Annotated in this window: 18 protein-coding genes and 1 riboswitch; of the genes, 12 read left to right on the top strand and 6 right to left on the bottom strand. The window is 73.9% G+C overall.

Annotated features, from left to right (window positions below):
* Positions 1–25 precede the first annotated feature (25 nt).
* Positions 26–201: riboswitch (cyclic di-AMP (ydaO/yuaA leader) on the bottom strand.
* Between the two features lie 231 nt (positions 202–432).
* On the top strand, positions 433–2,919 hold the full coding sequence (pcrA, locus tag AB0N31_RS29210) for a DNA helicase PcrA (RefSeq protein WP_366061438.1): 2,487 nt from the start codon (positions 433–435) through the stop codon (positions 2,917–2,919).
* A gap of 63 nt (positions 2,920–2,982) precedes the next feature.
* On the opposite strand, the gene AB0N31_RS29205 is transcribed toward pcrA, so the two are convergent.
* The gene (locus AB0N31_RS29205) at positions 2,983–4,509 is read right to left on the bottom strand and encodes a M23 family metallopeptidase (RefSeq protein WP_366061437.1); all 1,527 of its coding nucleotides are present in this window, start codon (positions 4,507–4,509) and stop codon (positions 2,983–2,985) included.
* 348 nt (positions 4,510–4,857) lie between these two features.
* Positions 4,858–5,784, bottom strand: coding sequence for an alpha/beta fold hydrolase (locus AB0N31_RS29200; RefSeq protein ID WP_366061436.1), 927 nt, complete (start codon positions 5,782–5,784; stop codon positions 4,858–4,860).
* Positions 5,785–6,248: 464 nt separating this feature from the next.
* Between AB0N31_RS29200 and AB0N31_RS29195 the strand changes: the two genes are divergently transcribed.
* Positions 6,249–6,665 carry a cobalamin B12-binding domain-containing protein gene (locus tag AB0N31_RS29195; RefSeq protein WP_099936101.1) on the top strand — a complete coding sequence of 139 codons (417 nt, stop codon included), beginning with the start codon at positions 6,249–6,251 and terminating at the stop codon, positions 6,663–6,665.
* Between the two features lie 264 nt (positions 6,666–6,929).
* Here AB0N31_RS29195 and AB0N31_RS29190 read toward each other — a convergent pair whose 3' ends face one another.
* Both AB0N31_RS29190 and AB0N31_RS29185 read right to left on the bottom strand, forming a co-directional pair.
* A complete protein-coding gene (locus AB0N31_RS29190) occupies positions 6,930–8,534 on the bottom strand; it encodes a DUF5691 domain-containing protein (protein WP_366061435.1) in 1,605 nt (534 codons plus the stop codon).
* 211 nt (positions 8,535–8,745) lie between these two features.
* Entirely contained in the window at positions 8,746–10,116 is a 1,371-nt protein-coding gene (locus AB0N31_RS29185; protein WP_366061434.1) for an SWIM zinc finger family protein, read from the bottom strand.
* Between the two features lie 145 nt (positions 10,117–10,261).
* Between AB0N31_RS29185 and AB0N31_RS29180 the strand changes: the two genes are divergently transcribed.
* The 7 genes from AB0N31_RS29180 (at position 10,262) to sucD (ending at position 19,467) form a co-directional block, all read left to right on the top strand.
* Positions 10,262–11,416 (top strand): AAA family ATPase, encoded by a 1,155-nt coding sequence (locus tag AB0N31_RS29180; protein ID WP_366061433.1) that lies wholly within the window; start codon positions 10,262–10,264, stop codon positions 11,414–11,416.
* A gap of 262 nt (positions 11,417–11,678) precedes the next feature.
* Positions 11,679–14,102 (top strand): DUF5682 family protein, encoded by a 2,424-nt coding sequence (locus AB0N31_RS29175; protein ID WP_366061448.1) that lies wholly within the window; start codon positions 11,679–11,681, stop codon positions 14,100–14,102.
* Positions 14,099–15,289, top strand: coding sequence for a VWA domain-containing protein (locus AB0N31_RS29170; RefSeq protein ID WP_366061432.1), 1,191 nt, complete (start codon positions 14,099–14,101; stop codon positions 15,287–15,289). Before AB0N31_RS29175 ends, AB0N31_RS29170 begins: the two co-directional genes overlap by 4 nt.
* A 91-nt stretch (positions 15,290–15,380) precedes the next feature.
* The gene (locus AB0N31_RS29165) at positions 15,381–16,358 is read left to right on the top strand and encodes a hypothetical protein (RefSeq protein WP_366061431.1); all 978 of its coding nucleotides are present in this window, start codon (positions 15,381–15,383) and stop codon (positions 16,356–16,358) included.
* A gap of 127 nt (positions 16,359–16,485) precedes the next feature.
* A complete protein-coding gene (locus AB0N31_RS29160; RefSeq protein ID WP_366061430.1) occupies positions 16,486–16,839 on the top strand; it encodes a hypothetical protein in 354 nt (117 codons plus the stop codon).
* 543 nt (positions 16,840–17,382) lie between these two features.
* Positions 17,383–18,561, top strand: coding sequence for an ADP-forming succinate--CoA ligase subunit beta (gene sucC / locus AB0N31_RS29155; RefSeq protein WP_366061429.1), 1,179 nt, complete (start codon positions 17,383–17,385; stop codon positions 18,559–18,561).
* A gap of 21 nt (positions 18,562–18,582) precedes the next feature.
* A complete protein-coding gene (gene sucD, locus AB0N31_RS29150) occupies positions 18,583–19,467 on the top strand; it encodes a succinate--CoA ligase subunit alpha (RefSeq protein WP_363091233.1) in 885 nt (294 codons plus the stop codon).
* A 109-nt stretch (positions 19,468–19,576) separates the two neighbouring features.
* Here sucD and AB0N31_RS29145 read toward each other — a convergent pair whose 3' ends face one another.
* Positions 19,577–20,740: a helix-turn-helix domain-containing protein gene (locus AB0N31_RS29145; protein WP_366061428.1), complete on the bottom strand. Its 1,164-nt coding sequence runs from the start codon at positions 20,738–20,740 to the stop codon at positions 19,577–19,579.
* A 96-nt stretch (positions 20,741–20,836) separates the two neighbouring features.
* Between AB0N31_RS29145 and AB0N31_RS29140 the strand changes: the two genes are divergently transcribed.
* Complete coding sequence (locus AB0N31_RS29140) at positions 20,837–22,261, top strand: DUF6350 family protein (RefSeq protein ID WP_366061427.1); 1,425 nt, start codon at positions 20,837–20,839, stop codon at positions 22,259–22,261.
* A gap of 140 nt (positions 22,262–22,401) precedes the next feature.
* Here the strand turns inward: AB0N31_RS29140 and AB0N31_RS29135 are convergent, their stop codons facing one another.
* Positions 22,402–23,178: a hypothetical protein gene (locus AB0N31_RS29135; protein ID WP_366061426.1), complete on the bottom strand. Its 777-nt coding sequence runs from the start codon at positions 23,176–23,178 to the stop codon at positions 22,402–22,404.
* Positions 23,179–23,502: 324 nt separating this feature from the next.
* Between AB0N31_RS29135 and purN the strand changes: the two genes are divergently transcribed.
* Positions 23,503–24,132, top strand: coding sequence for a phosphoribosylglycinamide formyltransferase (gene purN, locus AB0N31_RS29130; protein ID WP_366061425.1), 630 nt, complete (start codon positions 23,503–23,505; stop codon positions 24,130–24,132).
* On the top strand, positions 24,129–25,700 hold the full coding sequence (purH, locus tag AB0N31_RS29125; protein WP_366061424.1) for a bifunctional phosphoribosylaminoimidazolecarboxamide formyltransferase/IMP cyclohydrolase: 1,572 nt from the start codon (positions 24,129–24,131) through the stop codon (positions 25,698–25,700). The genes purN and purH overlap by 4 nt, the downstream gene beginning before the upstream one ends.
* Positions 25,701–25,710: the final 10 nt, after the last annotated feature.

Here is a 25,710-nt window from a genome sequence, read left to right as displayed (position 1 = left end):
GCGGTGCTGCGACGCCAAGGGAGGCGACTCCTTCCAGTTTCCGCCTACCGGGTTAGCTGTCGGGTTCGGGCGAGGATGCTTCGGAAGGGTTGCCCTACGGCTCGTCCTCCCCGGAGGGGAGTGAGCCGATTCACCCCAAGGTCTCGGTGGGTCCCCGGCTCCGGCTGCCGCGGGGCGCACCGGACTCGGCGGAGGCCGCGCGGCCCGGCGAGGTTCGCCGGAAGGGGTCGAGCGGCCTGCCCGGCACGGTAGCCAACTGGTGTGCCCCCTGTGAAGGTTGGTGGGTGATATGCCCGATACATTTTCGTGACCTCCGGACGGTTTGCCGTCCGCGGTCACCGACGGTGCAAGGGGGGCGCCGGAAGGTGAGGGGTCGGGATGTTTCCCGGACGGCCTCGGGTTGTCGGTGGGGCGGCCTAGACTCGGAGAGCGATGAGCAGCCTCTTTGACGACAGCTTCCTGGCGGACCTCCAGGCCCCCCGCGGCCACGACGAGGAACCCCCGCCACCGCCCGAGGACGATCACTCTCCGGAACCGGTTCCGGACGATCTGTTCGGCGGGAAGTTCGACGTGCCGCCGGACCGGGACACCCACTACCGCGACGGCGCCCCGCGCCCCCCGATCGACGCGGCGGCACTCCTGGAGGGGCTCAACGAGAACCAGCGCGCGGCCGTCGTCCACTCCGGCACCCCGCTGCTCATCGTCGCCGGTGCCGGCTCGGGCAAGACGCGCGTGCTGACCCACCGCATCGCCCACCTCCTCGCCGAGCGGCATGTCCATCCGGGCCAGATCCTCGCGATCACCTTCACCAACAAGGCCGCGGGCGAGATGAAGGAGCGCGTCGAGCAGCTCGTCGGCCCGCGGGCGAACGCGATGTGGGTGATGACCTTCCACAGCGCGTGCGTGCGCATCCTGCGCCGTGAGAGCAAGCGGCTCGGCTTCACCTCGTCGTTCTCGATCTACGACGCCGCCGACTCCAAGCGCCTGATGGCCCTGGTCTGCCGCGACCTCGACCTCGACCCCAAGCGCTTCCCGCCCAAGTCCTTCAGCGCCAAGATCAGCAACCTCAAGAACGAGCTGATCGACGAGGAGGACTTCGCCGCCCGGGCCGCCGACGGCTTCGAGAAGACCCTCGCGCAGGCCTACGCCATGTACCAGTCGCGGCTGCGCGAGGCGAACGCCCTCGACTTCGACGACCTGATCATGACGACGGTCAATCTCCTGCGCGCCTTCCCCGACGTCGCCGAGCACTACCGGCGCCGCTTCCGGCACGTCCTCGTCGACGAGTACCAGGACACCAACCACGCCCAGTACGCCCTGGTCAGGGAGCTCGTCGGCTCCGTCGAACAGCCGGTGGACGTACCGCGGAACGCGGACGACCTGCCGCCCGCCGAGCTGTGCGTCGTGGGCGACGCCGACCAGTCGATCTACGCCTTCCGCGGGGCGACCATCCGCAACATCCTCCAGTTCGAGGAGGACTACCCGGACGCCACCACGATCCTGCTGGAGCAGAACTACCGCTCCACCCAGACGATCCTCACCGCCGCCAACGCCGTCATCGAGCGCAACGAGTCCCGCCGTCCCAAGAACCTGTGGACCAATGCGGGCGAGGGTGCGCGCATCACCGGCTACGTCGCCGACACCGAGCACGACGAGGCACAGTTCGTCGCCGACGAGATAGACCGCCTCACGGACGCGGGCAAGGCCAAGGCCGGTGACGTCGCCGTCTTCTACCGGACCAACGCCCAGTCCCGCGTCTTCGAAGAGGTCTTCATCCGCGTCGGCCTGCCCTACAAGGTCGTCGGCGGCGTCCGCTTCTACGAGCGCAAGGAGGTCCGGGACGTCCTGGCCTACCTGCGCGTCCTCGCCAACCCCGAGGACTCGGTCCCGCTGCGCCGCATCCTCAACGTGCCCAAGCGCGGCATCGGCGAGCGCGCCGAGGCGATGATCGACGCCCTCTCCCAGCGCGAGAAGATCAGCTTCCCGCAGGCCCTCAAGCGCGTCGACGAGGCCTACGGCATGGCCGCGCGCTCCACGAACGCCGTCAAGCGGTTCAACACGCTGATGGAGGAGCTGCGCACGGTCGTCGAGTCTGGCGCGGGACCGGCGACCGTCCTGGAGGCCGTGCTCGAACGCACCGGCTACCTGGCCGAGTTGCAGGCCTCCACCGATCCGCAGGACGAGACCCGTATCGAGAACCTCCAGGAACTCGCCGCCGTGGCCCTGGAGTTCGAGCAGGAGTCCGGCGAGGGCGAGGCGACCGGCTCGCTCTCCGACTTCCTGGAGCGGGTCGCGCTGGTCGCCGACTCCGACCAGATCCCGGACGAGGGCGAGGACGGCTCCGGTGTCATCACGCTCATGACCCTCCACACCGCCAAGGGCCTGGAGTTCCCGGTCGTCTTCCTCACCGGCATGGAGGACGGCGTGTTCCCGCACATGCGCGCCCTCGGCCAGACCAAGGAGCTGGAGGAGGAGCGCCGCCTGGCCTACGTCGGCATCACCCGCGCGCGGGAGCGGCTCTACCTGACGCGCTCGGCGCTGCGCAGCGCCTGGGGGCAGCCGTCGTACAACCCGCCCTCGCGGTTCCTGGAGGAGATCCCGGCCGTGCACGTGGACTGGAAGCGGACGGGGGCGACCTCGCCCGTGTCCTCCGGCCCGGTGTCCGGGGTGGCGGCTTCGCTGTCGTCGTCCCGATCGCGCTCCTCGGCGGCCGGCGCGTCCGGCTTCGCCACGCGGCGCACCGCGGAGAAGCCGGTGATCGCCCTGGCCGTCGGCGACCGCGTCACCCACGACCAGTTCGGCCTCGGCACCGTCGTCGGTGTGAAGGGCACCGGCGCCAACGCGGAGGCGACGGTCGACTTCGGCGAGGCCAAGCCGAAGCGGCTGCTGCTGCGCTACGCGCCGGTGGAGAAGCTGTAGCGCGCACGACATGAGCCCCCGGCGTCGGGTCGACGACGGGGGCTCATCGCGGAGTCGAGGGGGCTACGTCGGGTCGAGCCCGTGGCTGCGCAGCCACGGCAGCGGGTCGATCGCGGAGCCTCCGCCCGGCCGGACCTCGAAGTGCAGGTGCGGTCCGGTGGAGTTGCCGGAGTTCCCGGAGTACGCGATGGAGTCGCCGGCCTTCACCGTCGTACCGGAGGCGACGCGGTAGCTGGAGAGGTGGCAGTACCAGGTCTCCGTGCCGTCCTTCGCCGTCACGATCATCATGTTGCCGTAGGCGCTGTTCCACTGGGTGCGGACGGTGCCGTCGGTCGCCGCCATCACGGTGGTGCCGTAGGACACCGGGAAGTCGATGCCGGTGTGCTGGGACATCCAGTTGATGCCGGACTGGCCGTAGTAGGCGCTCAGGCCGTGGTTGCCGACCGGCAGCGCGTACTTGGGGCGCAGCCGCTCCTTGCGGGCCGCCTCCGCCGCCGCCTTCTTCTTCTCGGCTTCCTGCTGCGCCTTGAGGTCGATGCGTTCCTGCGTGCGGCTGGCCCGGTCGGCGAAGGCGTCGGCCTCGGCGGTGAGCGTCTGGAGCTGGGTGTCCAGCTTGTCGTTCGCGGCGGACGGCTTCACCGCCTGCGCCTCGGAGGCGGACGCCGTGGTGTCCTGGTCGTCGCCACCGGTCAGGGTGCCCACGGAGGCCGCCGCGATACCGGCCACGCCCATGACGCACGCCGAGGGCACGGCCACCGTCAGCAGCGCGGAGCGCCGCGCGGGCGTACGGCGCCGGGAGCGGTTCGCGTTGCGGGTGGCGGCCCGTCCGAGCGAGGCCGGGACGGCCTCCTCCTGGTCGTCGAGGAGGAGCGGGGCGGCATCGGCCGACCCGTCGGCGCCGGGACCGGAGTCGTCGCGGCCGACCTGCTCGAAGGTGGCGGTGGCCTGCTGGTCGAAGGGGATCTCGGTCTGCTGGTCGAAAGCGGCCTCGCCCGGTCGCCCGTACTCGTCGCCGCTCTCCGTGGCCTCGCCGCCGTCGGAGTTCCACTGGGTCGCGTCGTAGGCGCCGGTGTCGAAGGTCTGCGTGCCCCATTCCCACTGCTGGGTGGGGTCGGCGGGGGCGTCGGTGCCGTCGGGCGTGCGCCAGGTGCCGGTGTCGCTCTCCGCGAGGGGGGACCCCCAGCCGCCGTCGGCCGCTGTGGCCTGCGGCGGGATGCCCGACAGCTGCTGCTGGTCCGTGGACCAGGCGGTGGTGTCGTAGGCGCCCGTGTCGTAGGCGGCGTGGTGCTGGGCCGCGTACGGGTCGTGGTTCAGGATCTGGTGGCTGCCCGTGGACCACTGCGTGGCGTCGTACACCCCGGGCGGTGCGGGCGGTGCGGCCTCGCCCGGCATGTCGCCGAAGAGGGGGTCGACCGTGAAGTGTCCCGTGGCGTGCGCGCCGGTGTCGTAGGTGCCGGAGTCGTAGCCGTGGTACGTGGTGAAGTCGCCGTACTGGGCTTCCGGGGAGCCGTACGACGCCTGGTGCGCCGGTTCGGCGTCGGAAGCCGGAGCCGGGGTGGTCATGGTCCCCGACGGGTGACGGTCGTCCACCAACTTCTCTCTCGCCTAGACAACAGGGTCTGCCAGAGCACAACAGGGGCTGCCAGAGCAGTGCGGCGACTGTACCCGGCGGTATGCGGGCGCGACAATCTTCCGCAGGTTTCATGCCCGCGGGAAAGGGGCATTCGGTGGGGTTTCGGGGAAGGGCGGGCGCGGGTTTGGCTCTATGTTCGAAATTCGTTCGAAATTCGGCGGTCGTCCCGGTGCGGTGCGGGCCCGTCAAGTCGGCCGCGCGGAGAGGCCGTTATGCCACCGCGTGTCTCTTCGTGACCGAAAGTGGCGCTGAACGTCCGATCGCGGGCCGCTTGTGATGCTTTCCGGTCGTCCGGACGGTTGTTCTCAGGCGACCGTCAGATCGCCGGTGTGCGCTCCCGGCGTACCGGGTGCGCCGGGCGTGGCGTCCGCCGCCGCGCCGTCTCCGTCGAGGGCGTCCCGGATACCGGTCGCGACGGCCGGGTGCACGGGGAGGGCGAGGTGGCCGATGCCGCTCACCTGCACGTTCTCGGCCAGGAGATCGGGGTGGTCGAGGCGGGCGGCCTCCAGCGGCACCATCAGGTGGTCCAGATCGCTCCAGAAGCTGACGAAGCGCGTACGGCAGCCGGGCGCGGGCCGGGACAGTTCCTCGATGACCTCCGAGCCGGGACGCATCTGGCGCACGATCGGGTGGGCGTTCGCCAACGGCGCCACCCGGGTCCCGGCGTGCGGGGTGCCCAGCGTGACCAGCGTCCGCACGCGCGCGTCGCCGCCCAGCCGCTGCACGTAGTAGCGGGCGATCAGCCCGCCGAGGCTGTGCCCCACGACGTCCACCCGGCTGCTGCCGGTGCGCTGGCAGATCTCCTCGATGTGCCGTCCGAGCAGTTCCGCGGCGATCCGGATGTCGCAGGTCAGCGGGGAGTAGTTGAGCGACTCCACACGGTGCCTGCCGTGCTGGGCGAGACTGCGGCGCAGCAGGACGAAGACGGAGCGGTTGTCGATGAAGCCGTGCAGGAGGACGACCGGGGGCGGGGCCTGCGTCGGCAGCCGCGCCGGTTCCTCGACCCCTCCGGCCCGCGCGGCGCCGCCGTCCGGGGGAAGCACGGGCGCGGTCCCGCCGCGGCGCTCCTGGACGATGCCGGACGGGTACAGGAGGAGATGCCCCGTGAGGATCGCGAGCTCCAGGGCTGTCGCCTTGAGGAGCGTCGCGGAGAGTCCCATCAGCCCGCTCGGCAACAGGCGCCGGCAGAGGCGGTACGGGAGAAAGGGCTCCAGGGCCCGGGTGACCTGCATGGCCGACCTCCTGTCGGCACGCCGAGGACGGCTCTGACCCCTGTGTGCCCTCATGGAAGTCGCGGCGGAGGCGGTCGGCGGAGCGCGAAGGGCGTTGCGGTGGGGTGAGCGATCTGCTCTCGGCGCTCCTGACGTCGACGACCCTGTCCCGCCTGCCCATCGAGCCTGCGCGATGAGCCACGCTGCCACGGCGCGCGGTCTGCGACGCGGCGGTGCGGCGACCTCTGTGCGGCTCCCGTTGCGCGGATCTGTCCCGGGTTCCCCGTCCGGGGAGAGACAACCGCGTTCGGTGAACGTGTCCCATTGTGTGATTTCCCCCTCTGTGCGCACCGTAAAACCGCCGGTTGCGAGATGCTGGGGATAACGTTCGTTCACTTCCCCGGCCGGTGTGGTGGTACCTCTCGGTACGCAGGGATACGCAGGGAATCGGTACGGATGGATGTAGTCGCTTCATGGAGGCAGTGATGGGTGTGGCAGCCGGTCCGATCCGCGTGGTGGTGGCCAAGCCGGGGCTCGACGGCCACGATCGCGGGGCCAAGGTGATCGCGCGTGCGCTGCGCGACGCCGGTATGGAGGTCATCTACACGGGCCTCCACCAGACCCCCGAACAGATCGTCGACACCGCGATCCAGGAGGACGCCGACGCGATCGGCCTGTCCATCCTTTCCGGGGCGCACAACACGCTCTTCGCCGCCGTGATCGAACTCCTCAAGGAGCGGGACGCGGCGGACATCCTGGTCTTCGGCGGGGGGATCATCCCCGAGGCGGACATCGCGCCGCTGAAGGAGAAGGGCGTCGCGGAGATCTTCACGCCCGGCGCGACCACGGCGTCGATCGTGGACTGGGTGCGGGCGAACGTGCGGCAGCCGGCGGGAGCGTAGGGCGGTCCCGAGCGAGGCGGGGTGGTCCGCGGTGGTCGTCCGGGGCGGCGCCCCCGCGCCCCGGGTCACCCCTGACGGACCGCACGCGGCGCGGACGGGCGACCCACGGGCTCCGGCGGTCGCCGGCACGGGCGGGCGCCGACGGAGACGGGCGCGCGGAGACACGCGGGCCGGGAGACGTGCAGGGCACGGACGTGCAGGACGCGGACGTGCAGGGCGTGTACGCGCAGGCGTGCGGGTGCGGGGCGGCGTCGTGGGCCGGTGTCATCGCACCGCGCCCAGTTCCTCGCTCATCACGGCCCGCAACCGTAGCGTCGTCCCCAGGCGCTGGAACGCCTCCGCCCAGTAGCCTCCGGCACCGGGCGAGGCGTCCTCCGGCTCCTCCGGAACCGCCAGCAGGCCGTCGAGGCGGGCGGCCTCCGCCGGGTCGAGGCAGCGTTCCGCCAGACCCATCACCCCGCTGAAACTCCACGGGTAACTCCCCGCGTCCCGGGCGATGTTGAGGGCGTCGAGAACCGCCCGGCCCAGCGGTGCGGCCCACGGCACCGCGCACACCCCGAGCAACTGGAACGCCTCCGACAGGCCGTGCGTCGCGATGAAACCGGCCACCCAGTCGGCCCGTTCGCCCGTCGGCAGGGTGCCCAGCAGTCTGGCCCGCTCCGCGAGGGAGAGCGCCCCCGGTCCGCCCGCCTCCGGCGCCGACGGCGCTCCGAGCAACGCCCGCGACCAGCCGGCGTCCCGCTGCCGTACGGCCGCCCGGCACCAGGCCGCGTGCAGTTCGCCCACCCAGTCGTCGGCCACCGGCAGCGCGAGGATCTCCTCCGGCGTACGGCCGCCCAGCCGCGCCGGCCAGGAGACGAGCGGGGACGACTCCACCAACTGGCCGAGCCACCAGGACCGTTCGCCCCGGCCGGGCGGCGCCTTGGGCACCACGCCGTCGCGCTCCATGGCCGCGTCGCACTCGTGCGGCGCCTCCACGACGATCGTCGGAGCGTCCCGCGTGTGGTCGACGGCCACGCATGCGGTGGCCCGCACCGCCATCCGCGCGGCCAGCGCCGACCCCGGCAGTGCCGACAGCAACTCCGCCGCCGTGGCACGCACATTGCGGCTGCGGTCGGCCAGCGCCTGCTCCAGGAAGGGCTCGTCCCGGGGGCCGAGGCCGGTGCGCAGCGAGTCGAGGAACATCAGGCGGTCCTCGGCGCGCTCCGTCGGCCAGGTCGACTCCAGCAGTGCGCGGGCGGCGTCGGGATCGCGGGAGCGGATCGCCGCGAGCAGGGCGACCCGCTCGGCGAACAGGCCCTCCTGCCACAGCTCCGCGATCCGGCCGGTCTCCTCCGGGCCCGGCAGGGACGTCCCGCCGCCCGGTGTCGAACGCAGGGCGAACCGCCACTCCGGATTGAGCCGGGCCAGCCACAGCGCACGCGGGCCCGCGAACGCGAGCGCCGCCGGGCGCAGATCGGTCCGGCCGCGCGCCGCGTCCAGCAGAGCGGGCAGAGTCTCGGCGGGAGCGGCGAAGCCACGGGCGTTGGCGGCCGCCAGCCACTGGGGCAGCAACTCCATCAGGTCCGGCGCCGTACCCCTGCGGCCGCCTCCGCCGGTGCCGGGACGGTCCGCCAGCAGGCGGGCCAGCCTACGGGCCGCGGCGGCGGGCAGCGTCGGGCGCGGGTCCTCGGGCGCCGGCTCGGGGCGCGGCGCCGCCCGCCCCGGCCGCAGCCCGGCCCGCCGCCGTACGGTCTCGGTGGCCGCCGCGTCCAGCAACGCCGCGGCCGCGGAGCGGCCGGGCGCCACGCCCGGCGGCGTACGCCGGTCCGTCCCGAGCAGGGCCATGGCGACGAGGTCGTCCCAGGAGGCCGGTGCGGTGCCGGTCATGCGGTTCCCTTCTTGACTCACCGAGTCGGGTGGCGGGGCGTGTCGCGGACGTGGGCTTCCGGTCCCGACGAGGTGGTCGGCGGGGGTGGCCGAGGTGTCCGTCCGAGGCCGGTGCCGCGGTGGCTGCCGGGGTGGGGTGGACGGCGGGGCGGTCACGGGCCGGGTGCGGGTGCCGGCTCACCCCGCGGGGCCCGGGCGGAGTCCCGGGGGGTCAGCACAGGTGGACCGCCCTTCCCGGGGTCGGCGGCCAGGCGGTCAGGGGGGTGAAGCCGCGGTGGCCGCACTCGCCGAAGACCGTGACGGGAGCGCCCCCCGAGAGGGCGACCAGACGCCACAGCCCGGGTCGGGCCGTCGCCCCCGGTGTGAGCGGCAGCGCCGTGTCCCCGTCGGCGTCCGCCAGCTGCCAGGAGGCCCCGTCCGGGGTGGGGACGACGGAGTCCAGGGTCACCGGCACCGAGTCGAGCCAGGGATCGTCCCGCAGCGCCGAGCCGTAGCGGGCGGCGGCTTCCGCCGTGGTCACGCCACCCGGCCGGACCGCGGTGGGCACGGGCGGCGAGAACTGCTCACCCAGGGCACCCCGCCGCTGCCCGGTGCCCGGATACGCCGACACCTCCGCTTCCAGGGCGAGACCGACCGGCAGCGAGAGCTCGGGTGCGCGGCCGGCGGCTCCGTAGGAGAGGAGGAGCGTCGTACGGCCCGACGTGGTGCCGTACAGCCAGATGCGGCGGGTCGTCAGTTTCGGGTCCGGGACGTCGTACTGGGCGAGGACCAGCCAGTCGTCGCGCAGCGGCGGTCCGTCAGGCGACCGGGGGAGACCGACACGGGTGCGGACCGTCGTCGCCAGGGCCTCCGGCAGCCGGTCGCGGCGCAGCCAGCCCTGGTCGAGGAGGTGGAGCAGCGCGCACTCCTCCAGCAGTCGCACCGGCCAGCCGGCCCCGGACGAGGGGATGGCCCCCAACTCCCTTACGCGCGAAGCCAGTCCGGGAGCCTGGGCGTCGACCATCCGGGCCGCCGCCTCCTCCCACAGCCCGTACCCCGCCTGCTCGGCCGCGGCCAGGCCGGAACGCAGGAGGTCGGCGAGCCGTTGCTCCAACTCCGTCGCCCCCGCGGTGACGCGCTCGGCGCGGCGCTCGGCTCTGCGACGGGCCGCCTCCGGATCGGCGGGGCCCGCTCCGGAACTCCGCGAACCCGACCCCCGTTCCCCCTCCGTGCGCCCCCGCCGCGCCGCGAGCCAGGGCCGCGCCCAGTCCGGCGCCCGCTCCTCCGCTCCGGCCTGCACCGCCTCCTCCCCCTCCGACCAGAGCAGCAACAGCCCCAGCGCGTGTTTGCACGGGAACTTCCGGCTCGGGCAACTGCACCTGTACGCAGGTCCGGACGGGTCCCCGACATCGACGACCGTCCGGTACGGGCCGCCGCCACCGCCGCCGCCCCCGCACAGCCCCCACACCGCCCCCTCGCCGGAACAACCCGTCCCGGACCACGGACCGGCCGCGCCGAATTCGCTCCCCGCTGTGCGTGACCCGGCGTCAGGTGCCAGTGCCAGCACCTGGTCCACGGTCCAGCGCACCCCCTGCTGTGTCATGTCGTCGAAGGTAGATCCCCCCACTGACAATCGGTCCCATGAAGGCCCTCGCAGAAGTGTTTTCGCAGGTCGGAGCGGGTTGTCAGTGGGGTGGTGCAAGGTGGACACCAGATCCGAACCGGCCGAGCTGGAGGGGGCCTCAGCCATGTCAGTCAGCGCTGGACCGACGTCCGCCGAACCACGCCACGACCACTCCGCGTCCGCGAACGGCACACCCGGTCGGGAGGTCCTCAGGCCGCACGCCGAGGACGCCTTCGCCCACGAACTCGCGGCGCTGGCCGCTCAGGACGATCGCCCGCGCCCCGCCCGCTGGAAGCTCTCGCCGTGGGCGGTCGCCACCTACCTCCTCGGCGGCACCCTGCCGGACGGCACCGTGATCACACCGAAGTACGTGGGCCCGCGCCGCGTCGTCGAGGTCGCGGTCACCACGCTCGCCACCGACCGTGCCCTTCTCCTGCTCGGTCTGCCCGGCACCGCCAAGACCTGGGTCTCCGAACACCTGGCCGCCGCCGTCAGCGGTGACTCGACCCTGCTGGTGCAGGGCACGGCGGGCACCCCGGAGGAGGCGATCCGCTACGGCTGGAACTACGCGCAGCTGCTCGCCCACGGCCCCAGCCGGGCCGCACTGGTGCCCAGCCCCGTCATGCGGGCCATGGCGGAGGGCATGACGGCACGGGTGGAGGAACTGACCCGGATCCCGGCCGACGTGCAGGACAGCCTCATCACCATTCTGTCGGAGAAGACGCTGCCCGTACCGGAGTTGGGGCAGGAGGTGCAGGCGGTCCGAGGCTTCAGCCTGATCGCCACGGCCAACGACCGCGACCGGGGGGTCAACGAGCTGTCCAGCGCCCTGCGCCGCCGTTTCAACACGGTGGTGCTGCCGCTGCCGGAGAGCGTCGAGGCCGAGGTCGACATCGTCACGCGGCGCGTCGGCCAGATCGGCCGCTCCCTCGACCTGCCGGCCGGGCCCGACGGCATCGACGAGATCCGCCGCGTGGTGACCGTCTTCCGCGAACTGCGCGACGGGATCACCTCCGACGGCCGGACGAAGGTGAAGTCGCCGAGCGGCACCCTGTCGCCCGCGGAGGCGATCTCCGTGGTGACCAACGGTCTCGCGCTGGCCACCCACTTCGGCGACGGCGTCCTGCGCCCGGCCGACGTCGCCGCGGGCCTCCTCGGCGCCGTCGTCCGTGACCCGGCCGCCGACCGGGTGGTGTGGCGGGAGTACCTGGAGGCGGTCGTCCGCGAGCGGGACGGCTGGGCGGACTTCTACCGGGCGTGCCGGGAGGTGACCGCGTGAGGGGGCGCAAGGACAGGACCCGGGGCTGCGTTCCGGCGGCGCGCGGGCGGGCACGGGCCGGGCGGGGGAGCCGAGGGACGGCGGCCGGACGGGGAACCACGGGGGAGGAGCCGGGATGCCGGACGGTGAGGTGACTGAGGACGGCCGGGTACGGGGCCCGGACGGCGATGCCGACGGCGACAGTGACGGAGCGGCCGGTGACGGGGCGGCCGAAGCTGTCGGGAAGGGGGCCGTCGGGAAGGGGGCGGGCGGGGAACGGCGGATGCGGGCCGCCGGGGGAGAGCCGGGCGGGCGGTCCGCGGCCGGCTCGGGCCAGGCCCTGCTGCTCGGGGTGCGGCACCACGGGCCGGGGTCGGCGCGGGCCGTCCGGAGGGCGTTGGACGCCGCCCGGCCGCGGACCGTGCTCATCGAGGGCCCGCCCGAGGCCGACGCGCTGATCCCGCTGGCCGCGGACGAGGACCTGCGGCCCCCGGTCGCCCTCCTCGCGCACGCCGTGGACGAGCCCGGACGGTCGGCGTTCTGGCCGATGGCCGAGTTCTCCCCGGAGTGGGTCGCACTCCGCTGGGCCCTGGAACACGGCGTCCCGGCGCGCTTCATCGACCTGCCGGCCGCGCACACCCTGGCCTGGCGGCGGAAGCCGGACGAGGACACGGCGCCCGAGGACACGCAGCCCGGCGGCACCGGGCCCGGGGGCACGGCGCCCGGGGCGCGACCGCCGGGCGACGACCTCCGCGTCGACCCGCTCGCCGCGCTCGCCGACGCCGCCGGGTACGACGACCCCGAGCGCTGGTGGGAGGACGTCGTCGAACACCGGGGGGCCGGACGGCGCGACCCGCTGGCGCCCTTCGCCGCGATCGAGGAGGCCATGACGGCCCTGCGGGACGGGCACGGCGCCGCGGGCACCGAGCGGGACCGCGTGCGGGAGGCGTACATGCGGCTCCAGTTGAGGGCGGCGCTGAAGGAGTTCGGGGACGGGTCCGTGGCGGTGGTGTGCGGGGCGTGGCACGTGCCCGCGCTCCGGCGGACCACGGCGCTCACCGCCGACCGGGCACTGGTGAGAGGGCTGCCGAAGATCAAGACCGACCTGACGTGGGTGCCGTGGACCCACCGCAGACTGGCGCGAGCCGGGGGATACGGCGCCGGCATCGACTCGCCGGGCTGGTACGCGCATCTGTTCGCCGCCCCCGACCGGCCGGTGGAGAGGTGGCTGACCAAGGTGGCCGGCCTGCTGCGGGACGAGGACCGTGTCGTCTCCCCGGCGCACGTCATCGAGGCGGTCCGGCTGGCCGAGACGCTCGCCGCGCTGCGCGGCCGCCCGCTGCCCGGACTGGGCGAGACCACCGACGCCGTGCGGGCGGTGCTGTGCGAGGGATCGGACGTACCGCTGGCGCTGATCGAGGACCGGCTGGTCGTGGGGGACGTCATGGGGGAGGTCCCCGCCACCGCGCCCGCGGTGCCCCTGCAGCGTGACCTCGACCGGCGCCGGCGCCGGCTGCGGCTCACACCGGAAGCGGCCGAACGGGAGCTGGAACTGGACCTGCGCAAGGAGACCGACGCCGAGCGCAGCAGGCTGCTGCACCGGCTGCGCCTGCTGCGGGTGGACTGGGGCGAGCCGGTGGTCTCGAGGGGGAGCACGGGCACGTTCCGCGAGACCTGGCGGCTGCGCTGGCAGCCCGAGCTGTCCGTCCGGGTCGCCGAGGCCGGGGTGTGGGGGACGACCGTACCGGCCGCCGCCACCGCCAGGGTGGAGGCGGACGCCGTCGCGGCGCGGGGCCTCGCCGAGGCGACCGCCCTCGCGGAGCGCTGCCTGCCGGCCGGGCTGCCGGACGCCTTGCCGACGGTGATGCGGGTCATCGCCGAGCGGGCCGCCCTGGACACGGACGTCGGCCATCTCGCCCGGGCGCTCCCCGCCCTGGTCCGCTCCCTGCGCTACGGCGACGTGCGCGGCACCGGCACCGGCGCGCTCGCCGACGTCGCCGTGGGGCTCGCCGAGCGGATCTTCGTCGGTCTGCCGCCGGCGTGCGCCGCACTCGACGCCGACGCGGCCGAGGAGATGCGCGGCCACGTGGACGCGGTCCACGGTGCGGTGGGGCTGCTCGAGGAGGAGGCCGGGGCGGAGCGGGCCCCGCTGCACAGCAGGCTCCGGGACCGCTGGCGGGACGTCCTGCGGCTGCTGTCCGCACGGGGCGGCGTGGCGGGGGTCGTGCGGGGGCGCGCCGTACGGCTGTTGCTGGACGACGGGGAGCTGGCGGCGGACGAGGCGGCGCGGCTGATGGGGCTCGCGCTGTCGCCGGGGACGCCGCCGGCGGACGCGGCCGCCTGGATCGAGGGCTTCGTCGGGGGCGGGGCCGGCGGCGGGCTGCTCCTCGTGCACGACGAGCGGCTGCTCGGCCTGGTCGACGGCTGGCTGTCGGGGGTGTCGGCGGAGGCGTTCACGGACGTCCTGCCGCTGCTGCGGCGGACGTTCTCTGCGTACGAGGCGGGGGTGCGCCGGACGCTCGGGGAACTGGTGCGCAGAGGGCCCGGGGAGAGAGGAACCGTGGTGCGGGCGGGTGCCGGGACCGCCGGGTTCGCGGACGAGATCGACGCGGGACGCGCGGACGCCGTCCTCCCCGTGGTGCGGCTGCTGCTGGGACCGGACGGGACGCGGCGGGGCGACGACCATCCGGCAGGAGTGAGGACATGACCTTCCGGACGAGGGAGACGGACCCCGCGCGGGAGCGGCTGCGGCGCTGGCGGCTCGTGCTCGGCGGCGGCGAGGCGGACGGCACCGGGCAGGAACTGTCCGGGCGGGACGCGGCCGTGGACGGCACGCTCGCCGCGCTCTACGGCAAGGGGGACAGGGCGCGGCCGGGGCGGGACCGTTCGGCGGGGCTCGGGGCGTCGGCGCCGTCGGTGGCGCGCTGGCTGGGGGACATCCGGACGTACTTCCCCTCCTCCGTCGTCCAGGTCATGCAGCGCGACGCCATCGAGCGGCTCGGGCTGGCCGCGCTGCTGCTGGAGCCGGAGATGCTGGCGGCGGTGGAGCCGGACGTGCACCTCGTCGGCACCCTCCTCTCGCTCGACAAGGCGATGCCGGAGACGACGAGGGAAACGGCGCGGGCCGTCGTGCGCAAGGTCGTCGAGGACCTGGAGAGACGGCTCGCCGGCCGTATCCGTGCCACCCTCACCGGTGCGCTCGATCGCGGCGCCCGGGTCGCCCGGCCCCGCCACCACGACATCGACTGGAACCGCACGATCGCCGCCAACCTCAGGCACTACCTGCCCGAGTACGGGACGGTCGTGCCCCAGCGGCTCGTCGGCCACGGGCGGGCCTCGCAGTCCGTGAAGAAGGAGGTGGTCCTCTGCGTCGACCAGTCGGGGTCCATGGCGCCCTCGGTCGTCTTCGCCTCCGTGTTCGGGGCGGTGCTGGCGTCGATGCGGTCGATCAGCACCCGGCTCGTCGTCTTCGACACGGCGGTCGTCGACCTCACCGACCAGCTCGACGACCCCGTGGACGTCCTCTTCGGCACCCGGCTCGGCGGCGGTACGGACATCAACCGGGCGCTCGCCTACTGCCAGTCGCAGATCACCCGCCCCGCCGAGACGGTCGTGGTGCTCATCAGCGACCTCTACGAGGGAGGCATACGCGACGAGATGCTGAAGCGGGTGGCGGCGATGAAGGCGTCGGGGGTGCAGTTCGTCGCCCTGCTCGCGCTCTCCGACGAAGGAGCGCCCGCCTACGACCGGGAGCACGCCGCCGCCCTGGCGGCGCTGGGCGCGCCCGCCTTCGCCTGTACGCCCGACCTGTTCCCGGACGTGATGGCGGCGGCGATCGAGAAACGCCCGCTTCCCGTCCCGGACCTGGACACCGGTGCGGCAAAAGGGACATGACCCCCCATCGGTGACGGGGAGCTTGCACGACCTCAGGACTCCCGTGCGAGGATCGAACGCCTCGTTTCGTCGCACGGGAGGTTCCTCCCCCTTGGCCCGCCCCGCTCGTCCGCCCGCCGTCGCCGCAAGCGTCGCGCTGCGCGGCGTGCTGCTGCTGGGCGGGTTGTTCGGGCTGGGACTCCTCCTCGGCGGGCAGGCGCAGGCGGCGGACGGAGCACCGTCGGCCGCGGTCACGTCGTCGGCGTCCACGGCGAGGGCGGCAACCGCCTCGCTGTCGCGGACCGTGGCCGAACCGACCTCGTCGCACGCCGTTCCCGGATCCGGACCGGCATCCGGTTCCGTCTCCGCGCCCTCCGCCCCGGCCCCGACCCCGGCCCCGGTTCGGGCCGAGGAGACGCCGGCGGATCCGGCAGCCCCGACGAATCTCGTGCTTCCGGTTCGGGAGCGGGTCGTGAAGCCCGCCGGTGAAGTGCTGGAGGACCTGAGCGAGCAGTTGGCGGAGGCGGTGGCGGAGGCGGCGCCCACGGCGTCGCTGCCGAGCGTCTCCGAACCGCCGACGCCGCCCCCGCCGGGCTCCTTCCCCGAACTGCCGGACGCTCCTTCGCTGCCGCCCCTGCCGCCCCTGCCGCCCCTGCCGGCACCCGCCCCGCCGCTGCCCGAGCCGCCGGGTCTCCCGGCGTCGGGCCATCCGGCGTCCGGAGGCCCGGCGTCGGGCTCCGGACCGGACTCCGGGACCGTCGGCCCGGCGGCGCCGCGACCGTCGTACGGCCCTCGGGGTCTCGTGCCCGAGGCACCGGGGGGACCGGTCGTGCACGGCGGAGGGCAGGTCCGTGCCGGGCATGCCGGGACCGGCACTCACGCGCCCGCGGAACGAGCGCCCGCCGGGGCGCCCGACGGCGCGCCGGGCGGCGCGTCACAGCTCGACGGCGGTGCGTCGCGGCACGGTGACGCGCACGCCGTGACGCCGCAGCAGCGGATGCCGCTGCTGCCGGTGCCCGGCGGCACCACGCGTACGGACGCGGCCGAGATCCAGGACGGGCACCGGGACATCCCCGTCTTCCCCGGCTAGGGCGGGCCGCCCTCCCCCTCGCCGCGCGACTGCCGCGCGGGGTGGGGACACGTTGCCCGCCGGCCCGGAGCCCGTCTTCCCGCTCCGGCGTCCGGATGCCTTCCAGCCCCGAGGATCCGACGTGCGCATGAACGAGAACACCCGCCGTTTTTTCGGCACGGCCGCCGGTGGCACGGGCGTGTGGGCGCGCGGCTCCACCGCCGCGAGCGCGGACGGGACGCCGGCCTCCGCCCCCGCCACTCCCTTCGCGCGGACCGTCACCCGTACGGCTGACCGGCTCGCCGGGCATCCGACGGCTCCCGTCATCCCCTTCGTGTACGAGGTGACCGGTGGCGTCGGTTCGACGGCGTACGGCGTGGCCGGTACGGCCGGTTCCGCCGCCCGGGCGGCCGCCGGGCACGCCCACACCGGTGCCGCGGCGGCTGCGGACACGGTCGCCCCCGCGCGGGGGCCGGACGCCACCGAGGCCCGGCGCGGCTGATCCCCCGGCCCGCGCACGCGGTGAGCGCACCCGCGCCCACCGTGCCCCGCGGCCCCGCACGCTCCCCGTCGGCCGCGCGCCGCCGGGGCATCCGCTCCGCGGGAGGCAGGACCCGGACGGCCGAAGCCGTCGGTCGTTCCGGCCGTACCCCCGCGGGACGGGGCCGGGTCGCCCCCATTGGGGTGGGGACGACCCGGCCCCGAGCCCCTCCGGGGCTGTTCCACGGGTCTCACCGGGCCAACCCCAGCCCGGTGAGACCCTCCCGGGCTCCGCCCCGGTCGCGTGCCGCCGCCGTCACCGCCTCCTCACAGGCGGCACGGCGTGCCAGTGATGTCGGCATCATGTGACAGGTATCACCGCTCAGGTGTGACCCTCGATTTAGGGGCCCCCCGCAAGCAGCGATAACCTGCGAGACGGACATGCCGCGCGCTCGGACACCGTGTGCGCCTCCCTTGTGACTGACAGACGGCGGACGTCACGTTGCCCTCGCGGCACGCCCACGCAGACAACGAACCGCGAGATCACTGATAGGGACGGAAGCGCGTGGACCTGTTCGAGTACCAGGCGAGGGACCTCTTCGCCAAGCACGATGTACCGGTGCTGGCCGGTGAAGTCATCGACACGCCTGAGGCGGCCCGCGCAGCCACTGAGCGTCTCGGTGGCAAGTCCGTAGTCAAGGCCCAGGTGAAGGTCGGCGGCCGTGGCAAGGCCGGTGGCGTGAAGCTCGCCGCCACCCCGGACGAGGCCGTCGCCCGTGCGACGGACATCCTCGGCATGGACATCAAGGGCCACACGGTCCACAAGGTGATGATCGCCGAGACGGCCCCGGAGATCCTGGAGGAGTACTACGTCTCCTTCCTCCTGGACCGCACCAACCGCACCTTCCTCTCTATCGCGTCCGTCGAGGGCGGCATGGAGATCGAGGAGGTGGCGGCCACCCGCCCCGAGGCCGTCGCGAAGACCCCGATCGACGCCAACGAGGGTGTGACCCCCGAGAAGGCCCGCGAGATCGTCGAGGCCGCGAAGTTCCCGGCCGAGGTCGCGGACAAGGTCGCCGACGTCCTCGTGACGCTGTGGAAGACCTTCATCGAGGAGGACGCCCTCCTCGTCGAGGTCAACCCGCTGGCGAAGGTCGCCTCCGGCGACGTCATCGCCCTCGACGGCAAGGTCTCCCTGGACGAGAACGCGGACTTCCGCCACCCCGACCACGAGGCGCTCGTCGACCACGCGGCGGCCAACCCCCTCGAGGCCGCGGCCAAGGAGAAGAACCTCAACTACGTCAAGCTCGACGGCGAGGTCGGCATCATCGGCAACGGCGCGGGTCTCGTCATGAGCACCCTCGACGTCGTCGCGTACGCCGGTGAGGCCCACGGCGGCGTCAAGCCCGCCAACTTCCTCGACATCGGCGGTGGCGCCTCCGCCGCCGTCATGGCGAACGGCCTGGAGATCATCCTCGGCGACCCGGACGTCAAGTCCGTCTTCGTCAACGTCTTCGGCGGCATCACCGCCTGCGACGAGGTCGCCAACGGCATCGTGCAGGCGCTGCAGCTGCTCGCGGACAAGGGCGAGGAAGTCACCAAGCCGCTGGTCGTCCGCCTGGACGGCAACAACGCCGAGCTGGGTCGCAAGATCCTCTCCGACGCCAACCACCCGCTGGTCCAGCGCGTGGACACCATGGACGGCGCGGCCGACAAGGCCGCCGAGCTCGCGGCTGCGAAGTAAGGAAGAGGGACAGACACAGCCATGGCTATCTTCCTCGACAAGGACAGCAAGGTCATCGTCCAGGGCATGACCGGTGCCACGGGCATGAAGCACACCAAGCTCATGCTGGCGGACGGCACCAACATCGTCGGCGGCGTCAACCCCCGCAAGGCGGGTCAGTCGGTCGACATCGACGGCACCGAGATCCCCGTCTTCGGCACGGTCGCCGAGGCGATGGAGAAGACGGGCGCCAACGTGTCCGTCCTCTTCGTGCCGCCGGCCTTCTCCAAGGCCGCCGTCATCGAGGCGATCGACGCCGAGATCCCCCTCGCGGTCGTCATCACCGAGGGCATCGCGGTCCACGACACCGCCGCGTTCTACGCGTACGCGGGCTCGAAGGGCAACAAGACCCGGATCATCGGCCCGAACTGCCCCGGTCTCATCACGCCGGGCCAGTCGAACGCCGGCATCATCCCGGGCGACATCACGAAGCCGGGCCGCATCGGCCTGGTCTCGAAGTCCGGCACGCTGACGTACCAGATGATGTACGAGCTGCGCGACATCGGCTTCTCGTCCGCCGTCGGCATCGGTGGCGACCCGATCATCGGCACCACGCACATCGACGCGCTCGCCGCGTTCGAGGCCGACCCCGACACCGACCTGATCGTCATGATCGGTGAGATCGGCGGCGACGCGGAGGAGCGGGCCGCGGCCTTCATCAAGGAGAACGTGACCAAGCCGGTCGTCGGCTACGTCGCGGGCTTCACCGCGCCCGAGGGCAAGACCATGGGCCACGCCGGCGCCATCGTCTCCGGCTCCTCCGGTACGGCCGCCGCCAAGAAGGAGGCCCTCGAGGCCGCCGGCGTCAAGGTCGGCAAGACGCCGACCGAGACGGCGAAGCTGGCCCGGGAGATCCTGGCCGGCTGAGCGGCTTCCGCCGACTGAACGCCAGTCTGAACGTCAGTGGGCCCGTCCCCCCCGGGGGGACGGGCCCACCGGTGTGTCCGCGGACGGCGCGCAGGGCGGGGCCGTCGCGTCAGCGGGACTCCGGCCGGAGTCTCTCCGGGCCGTTCGCCGCTTCCGCCCGGAGTTTGGCCCGCAGCGCCAGTTCCGCGGCCGAGAGGGGGCCCGGGGCCGTCCTCGGGGGGACGCCGCGGACCGTCTCGCCGGGCGGGACCGGGGCTTCGTAGCGGGTGGGGGCCGATCTCAGGGTGAGGGCCGTCGCACCGATGATCGCCACCGTGATGGCGATCGCCGCCCTGGTCCAGAACCGGGCCCGGCGTTCGCTGCCGATCCGTACCGTCGGGGGTTTGGCGGCGCGCAGGCGTTCCGTCGACGCCGTCTCCGCCAGGCGGCGGTGCAGCTCGCGCGGTTCCGCCAGTTCCGGCAGCCGGGCGGCGACCGCCGCGCGCGCGTGCAGCAGGCGGTTCGCCGCCGCCGGTGTGCTCGCCTCCGTCTCCGCCGCGGTCTCCGGCAGCCCCAGGCCGACCCCGTCGTACAGCAGGAGGGTGCGGCGGTAGGACGGCGGGAGCGTCAGGAGGACGTCGAGCAGGGCGCGGTCGGAGGCGTCGGCCGGCGGTGGTTCGGGGTGGCGGTAGCGGGGGCGGAACCGGTGCCAGGGGGACAGCGCGTACTCGTACGCCGTCGCGCGGACCCAGCTCGGCGGGTCGGGGTCGACGGCCACCTCCGGCCAGCGCTGCCAGGCGATCTGGAAGGCCTGCTCGACCGACTCGCGGGCCAGTTCGCGGCGGCCGGTGAGGAGGTACGCCTGGCGGACGAGGGCCGGGGCGCAGAACGCGTACAGGGCGTCGAAGGCCTGAGCGGGAGTCAGGGGAGGGGAGAGGGGGGACGGTGGGGCGAGCGCGGCCGTGGGGGCGGCGGCGGAGACGGGCTCGGGGGCGGAGGGCGTCCCGGCCGTGTCCGGGCCGGCCGTCGGTTCGGGGGCGGGATCGGCCTTCTGGGGGCCCGCCATTTCAGCCGTCATCTCGGCCGGCGGCTCGTCCGCCAGCTCGGCCAGCAGTTTCGCGTACGACTCCCTCTCGAGGCCGCTCGGAGTGGAGCGGCCGGTCTCCCATGCGCGCACCGTCTCCCTGCTGACACCCAGCCGCGCCGCCAGCTGAGCCTGCGTCAGTGAGCCCCTCTCGCGCAGGCGTCGGCGTTCCTTGGGCGGGGGGAGCGGGGTGTCGAAGCACTGTGTCACAGGGCACCCCTTCGTACGAAAAAGTACATAAACGTATATTGAGCGACACAACGGTGGTTCGCCCGTTACGACGGGAAGACGCGTGTCGTTGGGACCATGGCGGGCGTGATCCAGATGACCGCTCGTCGTTCGTCGTTGTCGCTCCTTCTCGCCCGGTCGCGCCACCGTTCCCCCGGACTGGCCGCCGGACTGCTCGGCGGTGCGCTGGCCGCGGGGCTCGGGCTCGGTTCGTTCGCCGTGCTGGTGACGGTGCTGTGGATCAGCTCGCCCTATCCGGACAGCGGGGCCGGCGGCGCGCTGCATGCCGCCGCCGCGCTGTGGCTGCTGGCGCACGGGGTGGAACTGGTCCGCGCCGACACCCTGTCCGGGGTCCCCGCGCCGGTCGGCGTCACCCCCCTGCTGCTGCTCGTCCTGCCGGTGTGGCTGCTGCACCGGGCCGCGCGGGACGCCGTGGACGGGACCGGGGAGGAGGGCGCTCCCCTGGTGAGCGCGCGGACCGCGTGGACGGGGGTGGTCCTCGGGTACCTCGCCGTCGCCGCGGCAGCCGCGGGGTATGCGGCCGGTGGCGCCCTGCGGCCCTCCTGGCTCGGGGTCGTGGTGTCGCTGCCGGTGCTCGTGGCCGTCGCGGCGGGGGTCGGGGTGTGGGTGGCGTACGGGCGTCCCCGCGGACCGGTGGAGCGTGTACTGGCGCTGTTGCCGCGCGGGGCGCGGCGGCTGGTGCTGGGGACGGAGGGACGGGAGCGGGTGGCGGTGGCCGTGCGGGCGGCGGGGGCGGGGGCCGCGGTGCTGGTGGGGGGCGGTGCCCTGCTGGTGGCGGTCTCGTCGGTGTGGCACCTCGGGGCGGCGCGGGGGGCGTTCCTGGAGCTGACCGGGGGCTGGTCGGGGCGGTTCGCGGTGCTGCTGCTGTGCGTGGCGCTGGTGCCGAACGCGGCGGTGTGGGGGGCGGCGTACGCGCTGGGCCCCGGGTTCGTGCTGGGGGCCGGGCACGTGGTGGCGCCGTCGGCCTCCGACCCGGCTCCGCTGCTGCCGCCGTTCCCGTTGCTCGCGGCGGTGCCGGAGGCGGGGGCGGGCGGGGTGCTGAACTGGGGTGCGGCGGTGGTGGCGCTGCTGGGCGGCGGCGCGGTGGGGATGTTCGTGGGGCGGGGTGCCGTGCGGCCCGGCGGACGGGTCTGGTCCTGGAAGCGGACGGTGGGCGTGGTGGGGCTGGCGGGGGTGCTGTGCGCGGTGGGGGCCGGCGTGCTGGCGGGGATGGCCGGAGGGCCGTTGGGAGTGGGGAGCCTGGCCCGGTTCGGGCCGGTGGGGTGGCAGGTGGGGGCGGCGGTGTGGGTGTGGGTGGTGGGGGTGGGGGTACCGGTGGGACTCGCCCTGCGGTGGTGGTGGGGGCGGGGCGGGGCGACGGGTGCGGCCGCGTCTGTGCGGACGTCGGCGCCGGTGCCGCCGCCGGTGGTGCCCGCGCCGGCATCCGGGGCGGACGCCGAGCCGTACGACTTCGAGCGCGAGGAGGGCACCGGGACGCCGTGAACGGCGGGGAGCGTTCTCGTCCCCGCCGCCCCTTCCCGACCCGACTCCGGGGGTTGCCGCCCCCGGACCCCGGCTGCCGGCCCTGAACGGGCCTCGTCCTCCCCCTCCGGAGGGGGACCCCCCGGCCGGGACGAGAGGCCCTAGCTGTTGCCGCCCAGGACGTCCCTCAGCTGTTCCGGCAGAAGGTCGTTGCAGGCCTGCTCGGACTCGTTGGTCAGGGCGTCGTTCGTGCAGGTGTAGTAGTCGCTGTAGACCAGCTGTGCCGTGAAGGTGAGGGCCACCAGGGCCAGCGCCAGGGAGGCGGTGACGATGCCGCTGACGGCCGCCGTGGTCTGGGGGCGGGCGGGCGGCTGGGGGTTGTCCGGGTCGGGGGTGCGCGGCTTGGCGCGCAGTGCGCTGATGCCCCAGTTGAGGGCCAGCGCGCCGAGCAGGAGGGCCACGTAGGGCCAGCCGAAGAGGGCGAAGAAGAAGGCCCACATGCCGCACAGGAGGGCGTAGCGCGCGCGGCGCTGGGACGGGTCGGTGGGGTCCCAGCGCGGGCCGGGAGTGGGGCCGGAGCCGGGTCCGCCCTCGGGAGGACCGCCGGGGCGCTCGCCGAAGCCGCCGCCGGAACGGCCGGGCTGGCGGTCGCTCCACTGGCTGCCCCAGGGGGAGTTCCCGGACGGGGGCTCGCCCTCGCCCTGGGGCGGGCGGCGGGGCTGCCACGGGCGGTCGGGGGTGCCTTCCGGGGGCGGGGCGAAGGGGTTGTCGTCGTTCGGCGGGGAATCCTTCGACGAGGAGCCCTCGTCGCCGCTCGCCCGGCCCGTGGACGCGTCGGGCGGGGTCGCTGGGCGCTCCCGCAGCAGCACGGCGCCGCGCTCCCCTCCCTGCGGTGACTGCGGGGGGAGCGTGAGGAGTCGCAGACTGCGGTCCGGCATCAAGAGAGCGTCTTCCCCTAAGTGATCACGACGGTGCTCACGGCTTGCTGGCCGAGGCGACCGCATACGGCTGTCGGATGTGAGCGGTCACTGGGGAAACGCTCCGCACGACGACCGCGTTCCCGAGCCCGCTCGCCCCAGACGCTACCTTCCGGCCACGCCCCCGTCCCGCGGGGGCCGTCCGGTGTGCCGGTATCGTTGCTGACGGTCGGCCGCTTCGTAGACTTCCCCGTATCCCGGGGCGCGAAGCATTCGTACGAATGCACAAGCGTGGCGTCGTGAGTCGGCCGACGGACAGACGCTCCCCCGAGAAAGGGCCCCATCGTGGCCGCCAAGCCCGAGGCCAAGCGCCTCGTCGTGCTGGTCTCCGGTTCCGGTACGAATCTTCAGGCGCTCCTCGACGAGATCGCCGCGACCGGTGTCGAGGCGTACGGCGCCGAGATCGTCGCCGTCGGCGCCGACCGGGAGGGCGTCGAGGGGCTCGCGCGGGCCGAGCGGGCCGGGATCCCCACCTTCGTGCGCAAGGTGAGGGACTACGACACCCGCGAGGCGTGGGACGCCGCCCTCGCGGAGGCCGTCGCCGCGCACGAGCCCGACCTCGTCGTGTCCGCCGGGTTCATGAAGATCGTCGGCAAGGAGTTCCTGGCGCGGTTCGGTGGGCGGTTCGTGAACACCCACCCCGCTCTGCTCCCCAGTTTTCCGGGTGCCCACGGGGTGCGGGACGCGCTCGCGTACGGCGCCCGGGTGACCGGCTGCACCGTCCACTTCGTCGACGACGGCGTCGACACCGGCCCGATCATCGCGCAGGGCGTGGTGGAGGTCCGGGACGAGGACGACGAGAGCGCGCTGCACGAGCGCATCAAGGAAGTCGAGCGAAGGCTGCTCGTCGAGGTCGTGGGGCGCCTCGCCCGCAACGGCTATCGCATCGAGGGACGAAAGGTAGTTATCCAGTGACCGCCGAGAGCAACGAGAGCACCCAGCGGCCGATCCGTCGCGCGCTCGTCAGCGTCTACGACAAGACCGGCCTCGAAGAGCTGGCCCGCGGGCTGCACGAGGCCGGTGTCACCCTCGTCTCCACCGGGTCCACCGCCTCCCGCATCGCCGCCGCCGGCGTCCCCGTCACCAAGGTCGAGGAGCTGACCGGCTTCCCCGAGTGCCTGGACGGCCGCGTCAAGACCCTGCACCCGCGCGTGCACGCCGGCATCCTCGCCGACCTGCGGCTGGAGGACCACCGGCGGCAGCTCGCCGAGCTGGGCGTGGAGCCGTTCGACCTCGTCGTCGTGAACCTCTACCCGTTCCGCGAGACGGTCGCCTCCGGCGCCTCGCCCGACGAGTGCGTCGAGCAGATCGACATCGGCGGGCCGTCCATGGTGCGCGCCGCCGCCAAGAACCACCCGTCGGTCGCCGTGGTCACCAGTCCGGACCGGTACGCCGACGTCCTCGCCGCGGTCGAGGGCGGCGGCTTCGACCTCGCCACCCGCAAGCGGCTGGCCGCCGAGGCCTTCCAGCACACGGCCGCCTACGACGTCGCCGTCGCCTCCTGGTTCGCCGACGACTACGCGGCCGTCGACGACAGCGGCTTCCCCGACTTCCTGGGCCACACCTACGCGCGCAAGAACACCCTGCGCTACGGCGAGAACCCGCACCAGGGCGCGGCGCTCTACGTCGACGGCACCGGCGGCCTCGCCGAGGCGGAGCAGCTCCACGGCAAGGAGATGTCGTACAACAACTACACGGACACGGACGCCGCCCGCCGTGCCGCGTACGACCACGACGAGCCCTGCGTCGCGATCATCAAGCACGCCAACCCCTGCGGCATCGCGATCGGCGCGGACGTCGCCGAGGCGCACCGCAAGGCGCACGCGTGCGACCCGCTGTCGGCGTTCGGCGGCGTCATCGCGGTCAACCGCCCGGTCTCCAAGGAGATGGCGGAGCAGGTCGCCGAGATCTTCACCGAGGTCATCGTCGCGCCCGGCTACGAGGAGGGGGCCCTGGAGGCCCTCGCCAAGAAGAAGAACATCCGGGTGCTCAAGGCCGAGGGCGCCCCGGCCAACCCGGTCGAGGTCAAGCCCGTCGACGGCGGCGCGCTGCTCCAGGTCACCGACCGGCTCCAGGCCGACGGCGACGACCCGGCCCGGTGGACACTGGCGACCGGCGAGGCCCTGAGCGAGTCCGAGCTGGCCGAGCTGTCCTTCGCCTGGAAGGCCTGCCGGGCCGTGAAGTCCAACGCGATCCTGCTCGCCAAGGACGGCGCCTCGGTCGGCGTCGGCATGGGCCAGGTCAACCGGGTGGACTCCGCGAAGCTCGCCGTCGAGCGGGCCGGCGCGGAGCGCGCGCAGGGGGCGTACGCCGCCTCCGACGCGTTCTTCCCCTTCCCCGACGGGCTGGAGATCCTCGTCGGGGCCGGGGTGAAGGCCGTCGTGCAGCCGGGCGGTTCGGTCCGTGACGAGCTGGTCGTCGAGGCCGCGAAGAAGGCGGGCGTCACCATGTACTTCACGGGGACGCGCCACTTCTTCCACTGACGCCGACGGT

Origin of the sequence: Streptomyces sp. NPDC051051, assembly GCF_040682975.1 — a bacterium.
Classification (GTDB): domain Bacteria; phylum Actinomycetota; class Actinomycetes; order Streptomycetales; family Streptomycetaceae; genus Streptomyces.
The sequence above is the reverse complement of the archived record's forward strand: the minus strand, read 5'-3'. Positions and strand labels throughout refer to the sequence as shown.